Source organism: Micromonospora hortensis (assembly GCF_022230935.1).
GTDB lineage: Bacteria > Actinomycetota > Actinomycetes > Mycobacteriales > Micromonosporaceae > Micromonospora > Micromonospora hortensis.
Genome location: NZ_JAKKFE010000044.1, coordinates 65719 through 82807, shown reverse-complemented (window position 1 = coordinate 82807; position 17089 = coordinate 65719). Strand labels below are relative to the sequence as shown.

The window sequence follows — 17089 nt, the reverse complement described above, 5'->3', positions numbered from 1 at the left end:
CCTGCCGGTCTCAGCCGCTGTGCGCCCGGTCGCGGAAGGTGGTCCGGTAGCTGTGCGGGGTGGCGCCGACCCGGCGACTGAAGTGGTGGCGCAACGCTGCCGCGTCGCCGAAGCCGGACTGGTCGGCGACCGCCTCCACGCTCAACGGGGTCTCCTCCAGCAACCGCCGGGCGAGCAGCACCCGCTGGTTGGTGAGCCAGTCGTGCGGGGTGGTGCCGGTCTCGGCGCGGAACCGGCGGGCGAACGTGCGGGGCGCCATGCCGGCGCGGGCGGCCAACTCCTCCACGGTGATCGTCCGGTCCAGGTGACCCATCAGCCACTCCAGCACCGGTTCGAGGGTGGGTGCCTCGGGCGCCTTCGGGATGGGCGCCTCGACGTACTGGGACTGGCCGCCGTCGCGGTGCGGCGGGACCACCATCCGCCGGGCCAGTCGGGTCGCGGTGGCCGAGCCGTGCTCCTGGCGGATCAGGTGCAGGCACGCGTCGATGCCGGCCGCCGTGCCTGCGCTGGTGAGCAACCGACCGTCCTGGACGTAGAGCGAGTTGCACCGCACCCGGGCGCGCGGGTGTCGCCGTTGCAGCTCGTCCACGTACCGCCAGTGGGTGGTGCACTCGCGGTCGTCGAGCAGCCCGGCCTCGCCGAGCAGGAAGGCGCCGGAGCAGACGCTGAACAGGTGCGCTCCGCGGGCGTCGGCCCGGCGGAGCGCGTCGAGCACCGGGCCGGGGACCGTGGTGCCCTGGCTGTGCGCGGGGATGGCCACCAGGTCGGCGTCGTCGACAGGGCCGAGGTCGGCGTGGGGGGTGAGGTGGAAGCCGGACGAGGTACGCACGGGAGCGCCGTCCGGGCTGCACACCTGGAAGCGGTAGGCGGGGAAACCGTCGGCTGTCCGGTCGGTGCCGAACACCTCGGCGAGCACGCCGAGCTCGAAAGGAGCGACCTGGTCGAGGGCGAGGACGGCAACGGACCGCAGCATGTGACGAGGGTAACCCGACAGGTGGCAGTAAATCGATGACCAATGGCATTCCTGCCACTGTCCGGTCGCTTCGTGACGTCGCAGACTGGTCTCAGTCCGGTGCGCACCGGCGGCGAAACCGACAGCAATCACGCGAAAGCGAGCGCCGCCATGGAGTTCCTGTTCATCCTCCTGTTCCTCGTCCTCCTCGCCGCCGCCTCGGCGGCCGGCCTCACCGTCGACAGCCACGATTCGGCCGACTGGAAGCCGAGCGACGATGGCCGCCGCTGGCGGTCACGCACCAACTGATGCTATTAGCGCTATTTGCCCGGAAAATCCTCGGCGGGACCGCGCCAAAGGTGCGGCCCCGCCGACGGAGGCCATCCGACGTACGGCAGGCTAGGAGTCATGGCTGACGGCTCCTGGTACGACGCCGACATCGACCACGTGATCATCTCCGAGGCGCAGATCCGCGAGAAGACGGCGGAGCTGGCCAAGCAGGTTTCCGCCGACTACTCCCACGTGGGTGACGGGCTGCTGCTGGTGTGCGTCCTCAAGGGCGCGGTGATGTTCATGGCGGACTTCGCCCGGGCGCTGGGCCGCAACGGCCCGCCTGCGGAACTCGACTTCATGGCCATCTCGTCCTACGGCCAGGGCACCACCTCCTCCGGGGTGGTCCGCATCCTCAAGGATCTGGACCGGGACATCGCCGGTCGGCACGTGATCGTCGTCGAGGACATCGTCGACTCCGGGCTCACGCTCTCTTGGCTGCTGCGCTACCTCGAGTCGCGCTCGGCGGCGAGCGTCGAGGTGGTCGCCCTGTTCCGCAAGCCGGACGCGGTGAAGGTGCCGGTCCCGGTGAAGTACGTCGGCTTCGACATCCCCACCGAGTTCGTGGTCGGGTACGGCCTCGACTTCGCTGAGCGCTACCGGGAGCTGCCGTACGTCGGGGTGCTCAAGCCCGAGGTCTACGCCCGCTCCTGACGCCGGGCCCGACCCGTCGCGACGGCCCGCCGACCTGTCGCGGCGGCCTACCGGTCGACATGAGCCCTACTTGCATCGGCATCCATCAAGCCGACGTTCAGCGCGCTCTCAGCTGATGCGGTTACCGTGTAGCACGGTGGCTCGGAGGTTTCTCCGCGCTCGACCCTCTCGATCGCGTGACCGGGCGCTCGGGTGGCCGAGCCGGACTCCCCGCCACGCCGGCTTCACCCGGACTCGCCGTACGTTGGCTGCGGGCTGGTGGGCCTGCCCACGGTGCGTGTCGTCGATGTCGAAGGCGCGCAGGGTGCGGAGGCTCGCAGGTTCGCTGCTGGCGTACACGGTCTTTTGATGGTGCACGACTGCGGGGCTCGCAAGCTCACTCCTCGCGTACACGGTGTACCGTCGAATGACCGCGGCGCGGTAGTTTTCGCGCCTCGGGGTCGAGGCCGGCCCGCACGGCGGCTCCGGCCGCCGCTCAACGCGGCGACACCATCAGACGGTCAGGACGTCGATCAGGAGGATGCGGGCGCCCCGGCGCTCGACAACAGTATGGAACGTACGCGTTTCTTCCGCCGACCGGTGGTCTGGATCATCCTGGTCATCCTCGGCGCCGTTGTGCTCAGTCAGCTGTTCACCAGTGGTCCCAGCTACCACCGCGTGGACACTTCCGTTGCGCTCGATCAACTGCACACCGCCAAAATCAACAAGGTGGTCTTCCAGGACAAGGAGCAGACGCTCCAGCTGGACCTGGCTCAGAAGACCAAGTTCGGCAAGACCGAGACCAACAAGATCGAGGCCCAGTTCCCGTACCAGGTCGGCGACGAGATCTGGAACGAGGTGCTGGACGCCAAGGCGAACAACCGGGTCACCGGCCCGGCCGACGCCAAGGTCTCGTCGGACAGCATCTGGGTGAGCCTGCTGGTCAACCTGCTGCCGATCGCGCTGCTCGTGCTCCTGCTGCTGTTCTTCATGTCGCAGATGCAGGGCGGCGGCTCCCGGGTGCTCAACTTCGGCAAGTCCAAGGCCAAGATGATCACCAAGGACACTCCGAAGACGACCTTCGCGGACGTCGCGGGTGCCGAGGAGGCCGTCGAAGAGCTGTACGAGATCAAGGACTTCCTGCAGAACCCGGCCAAGTACCAGGCCCTGGGCGCCAAGATCCCGAAGGGCGTGCTGCTGTTCGGCCCGCCCGGCACCGGCAAGACGCTGCTGGCCCGCGCGGTCGCCGGCGAGGCCGGGGTGCCCTTCTACTCCATCTCCGGCTCGGATTTCGTGGAGATGTTCGTCGGCGTCGGCGCCAGCCGGGTCCGTGACCTGTTCGAGCAGGCCAAGACGAACGCCCCGGCGATCGTCTTCGTCGACGAGATCGACGCCGTCGGCCGGCACCGTGGCGCCGGCATGGGCGGCGGCCACGACGAGCGGGAGCAGACGCTCAACCAGCTGCTCGTCGAGATGGACGGCTTCGACACCAAGGGCGGGGTCATCCTGATCGCGGCCACCAACCGGCCGGACATCCTCGACCCGGCGCTGCTGCGCCCGGGCCGGTTCGACCGGCAGATCCCGGTGGACGCCCCCGACATGGAGGGCCGCAAGGCCATCCTCCGGGTGCACGCCAAGGGCAAGCCGTTCACGCCCGACGTCGATCTCGACGCGGTGGCCCGTCGCACGCCTGGCTTCAGCGGCGCCGACCTGGCCAACGTGATCAACGAGTCGGCCCTGCTCACCGCTCGCAAGGAGCAGCGGGCGATCACCAACGACTCGCTGGAAGAGTCGATCGACCGGGTAGTCGCCGGTCCGCAGCGGCGGACCCGGGTGATGAGCGACAACGAAAAGAAGATCACCGCGTACCACGAGGGTGGTCACGCGCTGGTCGCCTGGGCGCTGCCGCACGCCGCGCCGGTGCACAAGGTGACGATCCTGTCCCGTGGTCGCTCGCTGGGCCACACCCTGGTGCTCCCCACCGAAGACAAGTACACCCAGACCCGCGCCGAAATGATCGACACCCTGGCGTACGCGCTGGGCGGTCGCGCCGCCGAGGAACTGGTCTTCCACGAGCCGACCACCGGCGCCGGCAACGACATCGAGAAGGCCACCCAACTGGCCCGCGCGATGATCACCCAGTACGGCATGAGCTCCAAGCTCGGCGCGATCAAGTACGGCACCAGCGGGGACGAGCCGTTCCTCGGCCGCAACATGGGCCACGAGCGGGACTACTCGGACTCGGTGGCCGCCGAGATCGACGGCGAGATGCGGGCACTGGTCGAGCTGGCGCACGACGAGGCCTGGGAGATCCTGGTGGAATACCGGGACGTCCTGGACAACATCGTGCTCGAGCTGATGGAGAAGGAAACCCTCTCCACTGCCGACATGGCGCGGATCTGCTCCCGGGTGGTCAAGCGCCCGCCGCTGGCGCCGTACAACGGCTTCGGCAAGCGTCAGCCGTCCACCGAGCCGCCCGTGCTCACCCCTTCGGAGAAGGACAAGCTCAAGGCGCAGGCCCAAGCCGACGGCGCGCAGGCGTCGGTCGGCGGCGTCGCGCCGTCCAACAACTCGGACGGCACGCACTGAGCAACGACCCGACGGCGACGACGAGCTGGACTACGTGGCCGCGCGGCTGATCAGCGGCAAACTGACCGGCCGCCCCGTCGAGGACGCTGTCGACCTCGGCCGGATCGAGAAGGCCGTCCGCGAGATCCTGATCGCGGTCGGCGAGGACCCGGACCGCGACGGCCTCCAGCAGACCCCGGCCCGGGTCGCCCGGGCGTACGCCGAACTCTTCGCCGGCCTGCGGGTCGACCCGGCCCAGGTGCTCAGCACCACCTTCGAGGCCAACCACGAAGAGCTGGTCATCGTCCGGGACATCGACGTGATGAGCCTCTGTGAGCACCACCTGCTGCCCTTCCGGGGCAGCGCGCACATCGGCTACATCCCCGGCCCCGATGGGCGGATCACCGGCCTGTCCAAGCTGGCCCGCCTCGTCGAGGTCTTCGCCCGTCGGCCGCAGGTGCAGGAACGGCTTACCTCGCAGGTCGCCGACCTGCTGATGAGCAAACTCGCACCACGCGGCGTCGTCGTCGTGCTCGAATGTGAACACATGTGCATGGCGATGCGCGGCATCCAGAAATCCGGTGCCAAGACCATCACGTCGGCCGTACGCGGCATCCTGCAGTCGGACTCCAAGTCGCGGGCCGAAGCGATGGCGCTGATCATCCCGCGCTGACAACCCGCCGCACCACGGCCGGCCGACACCCACCCGGGACGGCCGGCCGTTGCGTTTTCCCACCCGCCCGGCGTTGCTCCGGCCGGGCGGCTTACCGGCCCGGTGGGTCACCCAGCGAGCAGCGCCAACAGCAGGCCGGCCGTGGCCAGCACCGCCGGCACCAGGCACACCAACGCGCCGAAACGCACCGTACGGTCCAGCCGCTCGCTGGGGCTGACCCGGAACAACCGGCCAATGCCGATCCAACCGGCGACGAACGCGACCGCCGGCATCGGCAGTCCGCAGATCAACGCCGCCACGGTGGCCGGTCCCACCCCCGTCGTTGCGAGAACCACGACCTGGATCAGCGGCACCAGCAGCGCGAACGGCCCGTACACCAGGAGGTTGCGGGCCCGCGCGGGCCAGGACCCCGGCCGAAATCGGCGGCGCGCCGCCAGCGCCGCGTCCGCCGCCTCGGCCCGACCACGCGCGGTCCGCAGCGCCGCCAAAACGGCCGCCGGGCCACCCGCCATCGACCGTGCCGCCTCGGTCAGCTCCGGCGGCGACGGCACCAGGGAGATCGCCGGTACGCCCAACTCGCGAAGCCGTTCCTGCTGACTCGCCAGCCCGGTACGGACCACGGTCAACTCCTCCCGGGCGGCCTCCGCCGACCGGGCCTGCTCACCGGCAGCGGCAGCCGCGCCCCGGCGTACCCCGTCCAACTGCCGGGCGGCCGCAAGATAATCCGTCCAGGCCGTGCTGGGCTCGACCGCCCGCGGCGTGGCGTCCCCGGTCGTCGCAGCTGCCCGCTGCCGCCCCGGCCCGGTCACCGTCGCGATCGGATCCACCTCGACACCCTCCACGTGCGCCACCCGATCAGCCGGCCTCGTCGGCGAACGGCACCAAAACGGTGCCCCGCTCGTCCGGACCGTCCCAGAGCACCGCCCGGTCGGGGCGCACCTGCCACTCGACCGGCCGACCGAAGACCGCTGTGAGCTGCGCGACCGGCACGTCCAGCACGGCCACCGCCGCGAGCTTGTCGACCTCGCCCGCCGGCTCGAACAACGCGGCGAACGGCGGCACCGCACGCCACCAGCCCAGCAGATGCCGGCCCGCTGGCGGCCCGTCCCGTAGGAGCGACCGCAGCCGGTCCACCGGTAGCTCCCGAGGCCCCGGCCGGTCCAGCCCGAAGACCACCAGATACGTCGGCAGGTCGTCGGCGGCGTCCGCGAGCAGCGTCGGCAGATCCACCAACTCGGCCGCATGCCGGGTCGCCAAATCCGCCGTCAACGCCTCCGCCAAAGCCCGCGCGCCCGGATCCGGCACCGCCACCAGGAAGCGGGCACTGCCCGGTGCGTGGTGAGCCGACGTGCTGCGCGCCGCCGTCGCCAACAGCCCGCCCGCCGCGGCGCCCGACCCCAGCACCGCGAGGTTGCGCCCGGCCGCCGGACCCAGCGGCACAGCGACCGTCGAGCGGGCCACGTCCACCGCCCGGCCCAACAGGGCGGCCGGTCCGTGTGCCTGCCCCGCCAGGGCCGCCCGGTGCCGCGGATCGTTGCCCAGCAGCGGCCGGGCGTAACCCGCGAAGACCACCGGCGGCACCGACCCGACTGGACGCGCCGCCCACAACTCGTGGCGCAGCTCTTCCACGACCTCCGGATGATCCTGCGGATCCGGGTGACGGATCAACCGTTCGTGACCACGGATCGCACCCCGTGGGCCGCCGAGCCCGCCGGCAGTGTTCACCACCGCGCTGCCCACCGGTAGACCGGCCGCCGAGTCGTTCGTCGGCTCCAACACCGGACTCCCGCCCGGCAGCGCCACCCGTACCGGAAACTGCCCCAGCACCGAATCCCGATGACCAGCATCCGCGCGCGCACTCAACCCCAACTCGCCCGCACCCGCCAACACCAGGTGCACGCCGTACGCCCGACCCGCCCGGGCCAGCCCGTCCAACTGGGCGGCCACCTCGGCGGCCAGCCGATCCCGCTCGGCGAAGAGCAGCGGCACATTGTCCACCACACAGACGATCCGGGGCAGCGGCTGGTGCTGACGCAGCTCCGCGAAGCGTTGCCCCCCGGCCCGAGCGCCCGCCTCCGTGCGGCGCTGGACCTCGGCCGTCAACTCGTCCAGCAGATCCCGGACGTACTCCCGGTCGGCGGCCATCGCTGCCGCGCGCACCTGCGGAACCCACGACCGGTCCCGCTCGGTCTGCAAGAACTCCACGAAGGACTCGCCGTCGCCGAGATCCGCCAGGTAGAACGCCAGGTCGTCAGGGCCGTACCGGGCGGCCAGGCCGAGCAGCGCGGTGGTCAGGAACGCCGCCCGGCCTGCAGCGGACCGGCCACTCACCAGCCAGTGCGGGGTCAACTCGGTGAAGCCCAGCGGCACCGACCGGCCCCCGGCATCGCCGACGGTAGTGGTCAGCCCGTCGGCCGAATCCGATTCCCACAGTCGCTCACCCGTCGGCGGCAGCAGAGCACCCAACGCCAACCGGGAACCCGCCTCCACCTGCTCGGCGAGCCGCCGACAGACCGCGTCGACCAACTCGGCCGGCGGGTCCGACTCGACGAAGACCGGTGAGTTCAAACCGCCCGGTGGATCAGCGCCCGGCCCGGCGAACGACGCCCCCGGCGGATCGCCGAGCAGCGCGTACGCGTTCCGCAACGCCAGCGAAGTGGTGTGCGGCAGGGGCGCCCGGGCCGAGTACGGGCCGGCGGGCGGCCAACCCGCCACCACCAGGTGCAGCCCAGCGGCCGACCCCTGCTCGGCCAACGTCTCGATGCGCGCCAGATCGGACGGGCCGGTCGACTCCGGTAGCGCCGCCACCACCAGCAACAACGTCCGATCGTGACGGCGCCGCCCACTCGCCCCCGGCGTCACCCACTGCTCCGCCTCGGTCAGCACCGCGCGCAGACCCGCCACGTCCACCGCCGGCGGCGGCAACAGGCCGGCATCCGCGAGCGCCCCGAACGGCGTCAGCACAGCTCCGGTGGCATCCACCGCGCGAATCAGCAGGGCACCCGCCGGTGCCGCACCCAACAACCGCAAAAGTACGGCCCGGAGCAACCCCGCCACCCGCGGCTCCCGCGCGTCAGCGTCCACGCTGAGGTGACCGGTGCCGACAAGTGGCACCAAAGCGGGGAAACGAGCGTCGTCCAACGGTGCCGCGGTACCGACCCGAACGAACGGCGGCGGACCATCACCCGCCGGCGAGTCCACTGTGAGCGAGTCCAGTGCCGCGCCCGACCAACCCGGCGCAAGCACAGCCGCAGCCGTCCGTAACCGGTCGGCCACCTCGTACTGGCGGCGCTGATCGGCCGGAGCCGGCCGCGTCTCGTCCAGGATCCCGGCAGCCGCGGTCGCGACGGCCGCCGCCCGACGGTGCAGGGCTGCGGCGCGGTTCGTGCGAGCCTTCGGACCGGCCACCGCGTCCACCCCCTCTACCCGAGGTTGGCAACCCCTCCCCAAGCAGAGACGGTATCCCAGCCGACGGCCCTCCTCCGGGAGGTGGCTCGGCGCTGCGCCGGTGTTGTCGTGGATCTCACCGGTGGGGAGGGGTCCGTCACGATCCGCTGGATCTGAGGCATTGGCTCCGGAGCGTCCAGCCGATAACTTCAGGAGGTGGAATCAGTGCAGCCCCCCGCCGGTTCCCAGGTCTCCCGCGTACCGGCCCAGCGGACACCCTCCGAGCAGCTGCCGCCCGCCCCGGTAACGCCGGCACCGCAGCCGCCACGCCGTCGGATGCGAACGGTGCTCACTGTCGTCGCTGGCGTGCTCGCCCTGCTTTGCCTCGGCGGGGTCGCCACCGCCCTGGTTTGGTACAACCGCGCCTCAACACCCGACCGCAGCACGCCAGACGTGGTGGTGGACAACTATCTGCGCGCGTTCCTCGTGGATCGCAATGACGTAAGAGCAGACCTCTTCACCTGCGAGAGCGGGTCGCAGTTGGAGGCGTTACGAGCTCTGCGGACGGATCTACTCGAACGGGAGCAGCGTTTCGCGACCACGATAACTGTCAGCTGGGGGACCCTGAACGTGCAGACGCAGGGTGATGTTGCTGCTGTTGAGGTTACGTTGATCATCTCGGCTCGTGTCGACGGGATGAGCCAGAGCGACCGGCAGCCCTGGCAGTTCAATACTCGGCTAGCCGACGGCTGGCAGGTGTGTGGCGGGACGCGAGCCGGCTAGGCTCACTCGATCCATAGGAGGTGAACCGGGACCTCCAGCGTGGTGGGTGACTGGCCGCGCCAGGCCCAGCGGTACCACTCCACCTCGGGTGTGACTCGCACGCAGATGTCGCCTTCGGCGCCCGAGTAGGTTTCGGTGACCGCTCGAAGGTCGCGGTGCTCCAGGCCGCCCTCGACGTGCACCACCCGCCGACCGGTGACCGCGTCCGCTTCGAAGACCGGTGTGGGGGTCCGGTGTGCCGGGCCGTCCAGCGAAACCAACCGGATGCCGTTGTCCCGGGCGTCGTCAACTTCCGGACGGCTGCCGACGGTCTCCACCCAGACCCGCTCCACCGGCACCAGCGGCGCGAACACCTCGACCTGGTCGGCTTCGGCCCGGTACCACTCGTGCTCGGGGATCACCGGAACGTAGGTCCGGGCGCTCTGCACCACCCGGTCGTCCGCGCGCAGGTCCCCGCGCCAACCCATCCCGGGTAGCCCGACCAGCACCCGTCGACCGCGTAGCTCGACCCGCTCGGTCGCGGGGACGATCGCCAGCGGTCTCGGCGGTTGCGGTGCCCAGTCCGGCTGGTCGGCGAACGGGTCGGGTAACGGTCCGGTCATACCCGTGGTGGCCTCACTCAGCGGCGCGCAGCGGGGCACCCCGCTCGCGCATGAACGGGACCGGGTTCACCGCGCCGGAGGCGTTGCGGTTGTTCTGCAGGTGAACCTCGAAATGCAGGTGCGGGCCGGAGGAGTTACCACTGCTGCCGACCTTGCCGATCACCTGACCGGCCGTCACGATCTGATTCTTCTTGACGAAGGGCTGAACCACCATGTGGCAGTACCGGGTGATGTAGCCACCGGCGTGCAGCAGGTCGACGAACCAGCCGCAGCCTCCCTTGCCGGGGAATCCGTCCACGTTGCAGTCCTGCCGGAGGCGGCGGTCCTCGTCGCAGGTGGAGACCAACACTCGACCGGTCGCTGCCGCGCGAATCTCGGTGCCCTTTGCCGCGCCGATGTCGACTCCGTTGTGGCTGGGCCGGCTGGCGGTGCGGAAACCGGAGCCGACTCCGCCAGGGATGGGTGCGGTCCAACCGGAGGCAGCGATCTGGCCGCGCTCGGCCGCGTTGCACACCGCCTTGCCGTTGATCTCGACAGTGCGGGCCGCGCCGCCGGCCAGCGCGTCCACGATCCGGCTGGCTATTTCTTCGTGCTTGGCGTACGCGTCCGGGTATGCGCTGACCTGGACTCGCTGCGCGACCACGGTCAGCGGTCGTTGTTGCCAGCTCCCCACCTTCACGAGCTTCTCGTAGAACTTGCGGGCCGCGTACGCGGGGTTCAACCGCTCGGCGACACTGCCCCAACCCGGCCGCTGCTGGAACAGGCCCAGGGAGTCGTGGTCCGCGCCAACGCCCTCGTGCGGCAGAGCCAGGGACTCGGCTACGCCGCTGTTCGCCAGGTTGCGTAGGGCGGACTCCTGCATAGCTGTGGCGAGGGCGACCACCCAACCTCGCGAAGGCACGCCCATGTCCTGGCCGACCTTGATGATGATCGCGGCATTGCGGACCTGGCTGTCGCCGTACTGGGCGAATCGCGGCAGCTTGCCCGCGATGTTGACCGCTCGGCCCGGCCCGCACTCCATGCCCGCCATGGTGTCGCCGTTCTCGGCGTCGTCGCCTCCGAGGCCGGTGAGGAAGAACGCCGCGGTGCCGCCGGTGCAGCAGAGCAGAAGCAACATCCCGGTGAGCACCGCGGCGACCACACCGAGCCGGAGGGGACCGCGGCGGATTTTGGCGCTACCAACGTCGCTCATGGCCGCTCCCAGTCCAGAACGTCGACCAGCCAACCATCGTCGGAGGTGACCAGCTCCAACCGGAGCCCGCCGGCATCAAGGGGGAGCAGCAACTCGACGAACGTTTCGGTCCGCTCCCGCATGGTTGGAGGACCAGTGACCTTCTCGGCCGGCACGCTCTCGGGCTCGGCACCGGTCAACTTCTCCCTCAACCCCGGTGTGGAGAGTGGCCGCAGACCAGCCTGCCACTCTTCGGTGGTCATCCCGGGACGGCCCAGCCAGGCCTTGGCGAAGCGGTCGGCGGTCTGTTCGGGCGTGCGGGCGCCGGGCGACGTCACTGGTGACGGCGGAGCCGCGCTGTTGAGCAGACCGTCGTCGCCAGCCGTCGGGTCCACGGTGATGATCGGCCCATCCGGACGGCTACTCAACCCATCGGCTGAGTCGCCCGGGTTGGAGATCAGCCTGGCCGCCCCGAGCACACCGACGACCACCACCCCGATCACGAGCGCAACGCCCAGTCGGGATCGCAGCGCCCGGGTGAAGAGGAATTCCAACGCCCGTCGCATGACCGTCACCTCGCCTCTGAGCGCACCCGAGGTCCGGTGCGATCCGGTACACGCTCGGTGGAGCCCGGGCGGTAGACAACGAACGACGGATTCTCAGCCGGAACGTCCGGCTCGGTCCAGGTCGCTGGCTGTCGGCGTCGGGGCTGCGGGGCGGTCTTGCGGCTCCGACCCCTGCCCTCCTCCGCCGGGGCCTCTTCCGGCCGCTCTCGACCGTCGGGGCGTACCGCGTCCGCGCGCCGGCCGTCGGCCACTGCGTTCGGCACCGGGGCCGGGTCCTCCCGCCGCGCCTCGGGACGTAGCCGGGTCTGGGTTGCATCGGGCGAGAGTCGACGTCCGCCCACCGGCTCGGCGGTGCCGCCCGGCTCGGCTACGTCCAGGCGAGCGGCGGTCCGCATGTCGCGGAAGAACCGGCGGTGCCAGGACCCGGCCGAACCGACCGCTTCGCTGCTGTCCTTGCCACCGAGTTGCGTGATCCGCCGGTACGGCCGCAGCAGCAGCCATCCGACCACCCCGCAGAGCCAGACCAGCACCACCTGAAGCCAACCCGGCAGGGCAGGGGTACTCATGATCAGGTCGACGGCGAACAGGTAGATGGCGGCGCCAGTGCCGAAGATGGCGATGTTGAACACCGCAGCCACCACGGCGTTCGCCAACCGTCGCAGGCCGGCGCTGGCCGGCCGGAGCAGGCCGATGGTGCCCAGGATGGGTGCCGCGATCACCGCCCATCGGAAGATCAGGAAACCCAGCAGGACCAGCACTGACGCGGTCAGGTCGAACATCGCGAAGAGCACGGCCGCGAGCACGGCGATAAAACCGGAGCCGATTCGGTCCATATCGCGGGTGCCCGTCAGGAACTCGTACGCCTCCGGGTCCTCGCTCTTGATCTGCCCCGCGACAGTCATCCACTGCTGCTGCTTGGCCTCGATCGTCGCTGGCCGGGTGGCCGGGTTGGCCCGCAGCTTCTCGGCCTCCTCCCAGGAGAACGCCTTGGCGTCGTACAGGGCAGGGCCATACTTTCGGGCGGTCTCGCTATCCGCCGAGCCGAGAACTCCACGCAGCCAATTGCGATAGAGCATCGCCTCGGTCGCAGTGTCGCTGGCCCGAACAGCGGGCGGTCTTTTATCCACACAAGCGTCTGGGTTGGGGACGGCGCACTGATCTGGCGGGGTGTCCTTTGACGCCGGGCCTATGGCGTCGTGTACGACGCCGAGTGAGGTGATCAGAGTGCCGTCGGCGATGTTCGCCGACTTGACCGGCCAGGCTGCCAGCGCGGTGACCGCCACCATCACCAGTAGGGCCCAGCCTGCCGTCGTCATCGCATTGCTCATGTCCGACTGGCGGGAGCGCCAGAGCAGGTAGAGACCCACCACGCAGAGCGTGACGATTCCGAAGACGCTGAATACTTTCTCGTATACGCCTTTGGTGGCTTTCTCCACCAGTGGGTCGGCCCAACTCCACATCGAGCGGGGATCCCAGGCTCGCTCCCGCAGGGCGTTCGAGGCACCCACGACCGCCGTGGCGATCATGAGCTCACCGTTGGCGACGGTGGTAGTGAACTTGTAGTCCGGATGGAGGACGGTGGATGCGCATCCGCCCTCCACGTTGTAGGTGTTGAAGCTGTAACCGCCGTAGCCGTAGTCGCTGTAGATGCCCTTTGGCCCGGGCAGCTTGGACGAGTCCGGACGGGAGGCGAACCAGCCAGCCAGGCCCGAATCCGGAGCGGAAGGCACAGGTGGCTTGAGGCAATCGATTTCGGCCTTGCTGACCTGCTTCAGCTTCGCCACGCAGGCGCGGAAGTCGGCCTGCCATTCGGCGGTCGTGCAGAGGTCGGCGCGGGCCTGGGCGGCGGGCGGTGCGGCGGCTGCGGCCTCCGCGCCGATCAGCGGCCAGGTGAGGGTGGCCCCGGCCAGCACGCCAAGGGCGAGCAGGAACGACGCAGTCCTTGCCCAGGCCCTAGCCATGTCACGCCTCCAGATCCGGCAGGGGGATGCTCGGCAGGACTCCGGCCGCCGCGGCGATCGCGGCGGGCGTCGTGTCGAGGTGGTCCAGCAGCCCTTCGACGTACGAGACGTCGACTCGGACCTTCTGCACCCGGCCGTCGACGTCGCGCATCACGAACTCGCGGAAGCCGAGCCGGCTGGACGAGCTTGTGTCGGCGGCGGAGAGCGAGGCCAGGGTGGCTTCGTACCCGTCGTTGACCGGCACCCGCAGCAGCCGTAGCGCCTCGGAGGCGATTTCGGCGTCCTCGGCGATGCGGCCGACGAAGACTGTGGAGACGAGGTTCTGCACGTCGAGGCCGAGGATGTCTTTGGGGTTCTGGGAGGCGACCAGCGCGGCCAGGTTCCACTTGCGGGAGTCGCGGGCGAGTCGGACCAGGAAGGAGCGCCCGGACCGCCAACCTTCCATGAAGTGCGCCTCGTCGAGGCCGACGAGTTTGCGGGACGACATCGAGCCGCCGTAGCAGCGCCGGACGGCGAGCCGGTGCGCGGTGTGCAGCATTGGCAGGGCCAGCGCTTCCTCGGCTGACCAGTACTCGCGTTCGATCTTGAGGTCGGGCAGCCGTAGCCCGGCCATGGTGATCACGGTGAGTGCCGCGTCGGCACCGAGCAGCCCTTCCGGCGGTCGGCCGAAGAAGAGCATGGCCAGTGGCATCTCGGCGGTGTCCAGCAGGAGGTTGGCCAGTTCCTTGCCGGCGTCGTCGTCGAGCCGCCCGAGGCAGCTCACCACGTCGTCAAGGGTGGAGGTCTCCTCGGCGGGGACCTGGCGGACGGCGTGCCGGAAGAGGGTTGCCGTCGACGCCTCCCTGGCCACCTGCGGCGGGACGAGCATCATGCAGATGTCCTGGACCAGCATCCGCCGCTCGGCCCGAGCGTTGGAGACCGCGATCTCGAACTCCCGGTCACCGGCGGCCCCGATGCCGAACTCGGAGCGCAGCGGCGTCGGGATGAGCGAGTAGGGCGCCAGGGTGCCGTGCTCCGAGCCGGTCAGGTTCAACACCCGGGAGTACGGCCGCAGCTCGGGCATCGCGCAGAGGCGGGCCAGCGGGCCGGACGGGTCGAGCAGGGTCACCTGGACACCTCGGCGGGCGGCCAGGTAGCCCAGGGCGCCGAGCAGTGTGGACTTGCCACCGCCCGGTTCGGCGACGAAGACCGCGAGCCCGGAGCGTTCCCGGACCTCCATGGGGAAGTGCAGGTCGAGGAAGACGGGGCGGCGGCAGGTGCCGGCGGTTCGGCCGATCAGATCGCCCCGCCGGTCGCCCACGTTGGATGCGGCCTGGGGGAGCGCGGCGGCGAGCAACGGCACCGGCATGCGGCGCACGTAGCCGGTGTTGGCGATCGGCTCACCGGGGATGAACTCACGGGCCAGCCAGTCCTGGTTCTTTGGGTGCTGCAGCGAGATGCGCAGCTCCCGGGAGTAGAGCTGAATGAGCCGGCGGGCCCGTTCCAGGCATTCCTCCCTGGTCCGGCCGCCGACCGCGATCCGGTGCCAGCCGTGCGCACGGGCCGAGTCGACCGGCAGGCCGGTGGTCATCTCGTCGCCGATCACCAGAGCGCGCTTGGCCAGTCGCTCCAGCTCCGGGGGCGCGTCGATGCCGTGTTCGGCGTAGTCGAGCTGTTGCGAGCGGATCATCCGCAGCCGGTGTTCCAGATTACGGAAGGAGTCGCCGGAGCCGAGGATGTCGACGCGGGTGGAGATCTCCATCGGCCAGGGCAGCCGCTCGTGGAAGTGCAGCCAGGGCTCGTGTCGTTCCGGGATCTCCAGCGGCTCCATCCGGCCGACAGCGAGCACTGCCACGTGCCGCTCCTCGCCGGTCATCCGGTTGACCAGCTTGACCGTCGAGCCGTACGGGGTGCGGTAGCGCTCGACCTGCTCGGTCATGGCGAGCAGGTCGCCGCGCTCCCAGCGCCCGTCGGTGACGGGGGACAGGGTGCTCGGCGGCGACATGCACAGCGCCACCGAGCGGTAGAGCAGCCATTCCAGCTCCTGGGCGGTGACCCGCCGGCCGCGCATGCCGAATGCCCCGAGCACCTCGTCGAACTGTTCCACTGTGCGGCCCAGCTTGCGGCGTTCCCCATCGGCGGTGCCCCTGCCGAAGGTGCGCAGCAGCCGCTCGGTGAGCGAGTCGCCGAGGGAACGCCGGGCGAAGGTGACACCCAGGTAGGTCTGGCCCTCGGCGTGGTTGACAGCCATCAGGTGGCGTTGGGCGGCGACCAGGTGGTCGGCCCAGCCGGTGGTGCCGGGGACGTCGGGCAGCGGCGCGGAGGTGTGCGTGTCGATCGTGCGCGCCCACTCGTCGGCGGGGAACGGCCGGGTGGTGCGGCGCAGGTGCAGTCGGAAGCCGGCCAGGCCGGCGTACTGCTCGGAGATCGCCGACAGCAGCGCCTCGCGTTCGGCGTCCGGCCGGAACGCCCAGCGGACCTCGGGCAGCCAGTACCACGCGGTGACGGTGTTGGGCGTGAAGGTCAGGTGACCGGCGATCTCGGTGATGGCCAGCTCGACAGATGGATCCCGATCCCCAAATTTGATCTTCGGAGCGCGAACCCGGGTCGGCTTGATCGGTCGGTCCGGTCGGCTCGCCGTGCGCTGTCGCGGTGCGGCGACCTCCTTGCCGGTGGCCGCGGTGCCGGTGCTCCGGGGTCGATCCGAGTCGGTGACCCGGCGTGCCGTGCTTTCGAGAGCTGGGCGATCCGCAGCGGTGATCATGGCCGACTGATCCGGCGGCGCGGTGGACCGGCTGGCGGCGGCCGTCGGCCGGGACGCTTGAGCCGCCGGTCGGGCCGTCGCTGCGGGGCGGCCGCCCTGCGCGGTGCTGGCGGGTTGGCGGACGGGGCCGGTGGTCGCCGACGCTGACCCGCCGTCGGTGGGCGGGCCGGGCTCGTCCGGCGGACGCAGCATCGGCCGTCGATCGCCGGCCTGATGCGGCACCCGGGACTCGCTGGCCGGGTGGCCGCCGCCGTGTCGTGGCTCGACGGGTCGGCCACCATTGCCGGGCGGGTCGGCCGGCGTCCAGGGTGGTTCGAGCTCAGGAACCGCCCGGGCTGGTGCCGGGCTGGCGGTGGGTGGCGGCTGATGCGGGATCGCCTGCTGTTCGCGGGTGCTCGGGCCGGCGGTGACGGCTCGTGGCGAGGCGGGTCGACCCCCGCCGCCGAAGAGGTCCAGGAAAGGGGAGTCGATGTCGGCGTTCTCGCCGGCCGACACGGCGGTGGGCTCGGCCTGTGGCGTCCGGCGGGGAATCGGCCGGGGTGCCTGGAACACGCCGACGGCGCCGTGGCCGGGTGACGTCACCAGCGCGGGGTCGAGGGCAACCTCGTCCTCGTCCTCGGTGTAGTCGAATGAGTGCGCACGGTGACCAACCGGTGCGCCCGGGCGGCCGGCCGGGGAGCCCGGCGTGGAGGAGCGGCTCATGCGATCGCCTCGGCGACT

Annotated in this window: 13 protein-coding genes; 5 read left to right on the top strand and 8 right to left on the bottom strand. The window is 70.6% G+C overall.

From position 1 onward, the window contains the following. Positions 1-10 precede the first annotated feature (10 nt). The gene (locus tag NIE111_RS26580) at positions 11-973 is read right to left on the bottom strand and encodes a GlxA family transcriptional regulator (protein WP_238687044.1); all 963 of its coding nucleotides are present in this window, start codon (positions 971-973) and stop codon (positions 11-13) included. A gap of 42 nt (positions 974-1015) precedes the next feature. On the opposite strand from NIE111_RS26580, the gene NIE111_RS26575 reads away from it, so the two are divergent. The 4 genes from NIE111_RS26575 to folE all read left to right on the top strand — a co-directional run bounded on the left by NIE111_RS26575 (position 1016) and on the right by folE (position 5156). Then, positions 1016-1261, top strand: a complete 246-nt coding sequence (locus tag NIE111_RS26575) for a hypothetical protein (RefSeq protein ID WP_238687043.1) — start codon at positions 1016-1018, stop codon at positions 1259-1261. Between the two features lie 99 nt (positions 1262-1360). After that, positions 1361-1936, top strand: a complete 576-nt coding sequence (hpt, locus tag NIE111_RS26570; RefSeq protein WP_091403272.1) for a hypoxanthine phosphoribosyltransferase — start codon at positions 1361-1363, stop codon at positions 1934-1936. 549 nt (positions 1937-2485) lie between these two features. Then, positions 2486-4504 (top strand): ATP-dependent zinc metalloprotease FtsH, encoded by a 2019-nt coding sequence (ftsH, locus tag NIE111_RS26565; protein ID WP_238687042.1) that lies wholly within the window; start codon positions 2486-2488, stop codon positions 4502-4504. 34 nt (positions 4505-4538) lie between these two features. Further along, complete coding sequence (gene folE, locus NIE111_RS26560; RefSeq protein ID WP_112674389.1) at positions 4539-5156, top strand: GTP cyclohydrolase I FolE; 618 nt, start codon at positions 4539-4541, stop codon at positions 5154-5156. 107 nt (positions 5157-5263) lie between these two features. Here the strand turns inward: folE and NIE111_RS26555 are convergent, their stop codons facing one another. Then, positions 5264-6007 carry a hypothetical protein gene (locus NIE111_RS26555; protein ID WP_372488410.1) on the bottom strand — a complete coding sequence of 248 codons (744 nt, stop codon included), beginning with the start codon at positions 6005-6007 and terminating at the stop codon, positions 5264-5266. 4 nt (positions 6008-6011) lie between these two features. Continuing rightward, positions 6012-8573, bottom strand: coding sequence for an FtsK/SpoIIIE domain-containing protein (locus tag NIE111_RS26550; protein ID WP_238687041.1), 2562 nt, complete (start codon positions 8571-8573; stop codon positions 6012-6014). Positions 8574-8768: 195 nt separating this feature from the next. Between NIE111_RS26550 and NIE111_RS26545 the strand changes: the two genes are divergently transcribed. Beyond that, positions 8769-9326 (top strand): hypothetical protein, encoded by a 558-nt coding sequence (locus NIE111_RS26545; RefSeq protein ID WP_238687061.1) that lies wholly within the window; start codon positions 8769-8771, stop codon positions 9324-9326. A 2-nt stretch (positions 9327-9328) separates the two neighbouring features. Here the strand turns inward: NIE111_RS26545 and NIE111_RS26540 are convergent, their stop codons facing one another. Genes NIE111_RS26540 through NIE111_RS26520 form a run of 5 tightly spaced genes read right to left on the bottom strand, consistent with a single transcriptional unit; the run spans position 9329 to position 17071 of the window. After that, the gene (locus NIE111_RS26540) at positions 9329-9928 is read right to left on the bottom strand and encodes a hypothetical protein (protein WP_238687040.1); all 600 of its coding nucleotides are present in this window, start codon (positions 9926-9928) and stop codon (positions 9329-9331) included. 13 nt (positions 9929-9941) lie between these two features. Then, complete coding sequence (locus NIE111_RS26535) at positions 9942-11120, bottom strand: M23 family metallopeptidase (protein ID WP_238687039.1); 1179 nt, start codon at positions 11118-11120, stop codon at positions 9942-9944. Continuing rightward, a complete protein-coding gene (locus NIE111_RS26530) occupies positions 11117-11674 on the bottom strand; it encodes a hypothetical protein (protein ID WP_238687038.1) in 558 nt (185 codons plus the stop codon). Before NIE111_RS26530 ends, NIE111_RS26535 begins: the two co-directional genes overlap by 4 nt. Next, entirely contained in the window at positions 11671-13626 is a 1956-nt protein-coding gene (locus NIE111_RS26525) for an MFS transporter (protein ID WP_238687037.1), read from the bottom strand. The genes NIE111_RS26530 and NIE111_RS26525 overlap by 4 nt, the downstream gene beginning before the upstream one ends. Position 13627: 1 nt before the next feature. Further along, a complete protein-coding gene (locus tag NIE111_RS26520; protein ID WP_238687036.1) occupies positions 13628-17071 on the bottom strand; it encodes an ATP-binding protein in 3444 nt (1147 codons plus the stop codon). Positions 17072-17089: the final 18 nt, after the last annotated feature.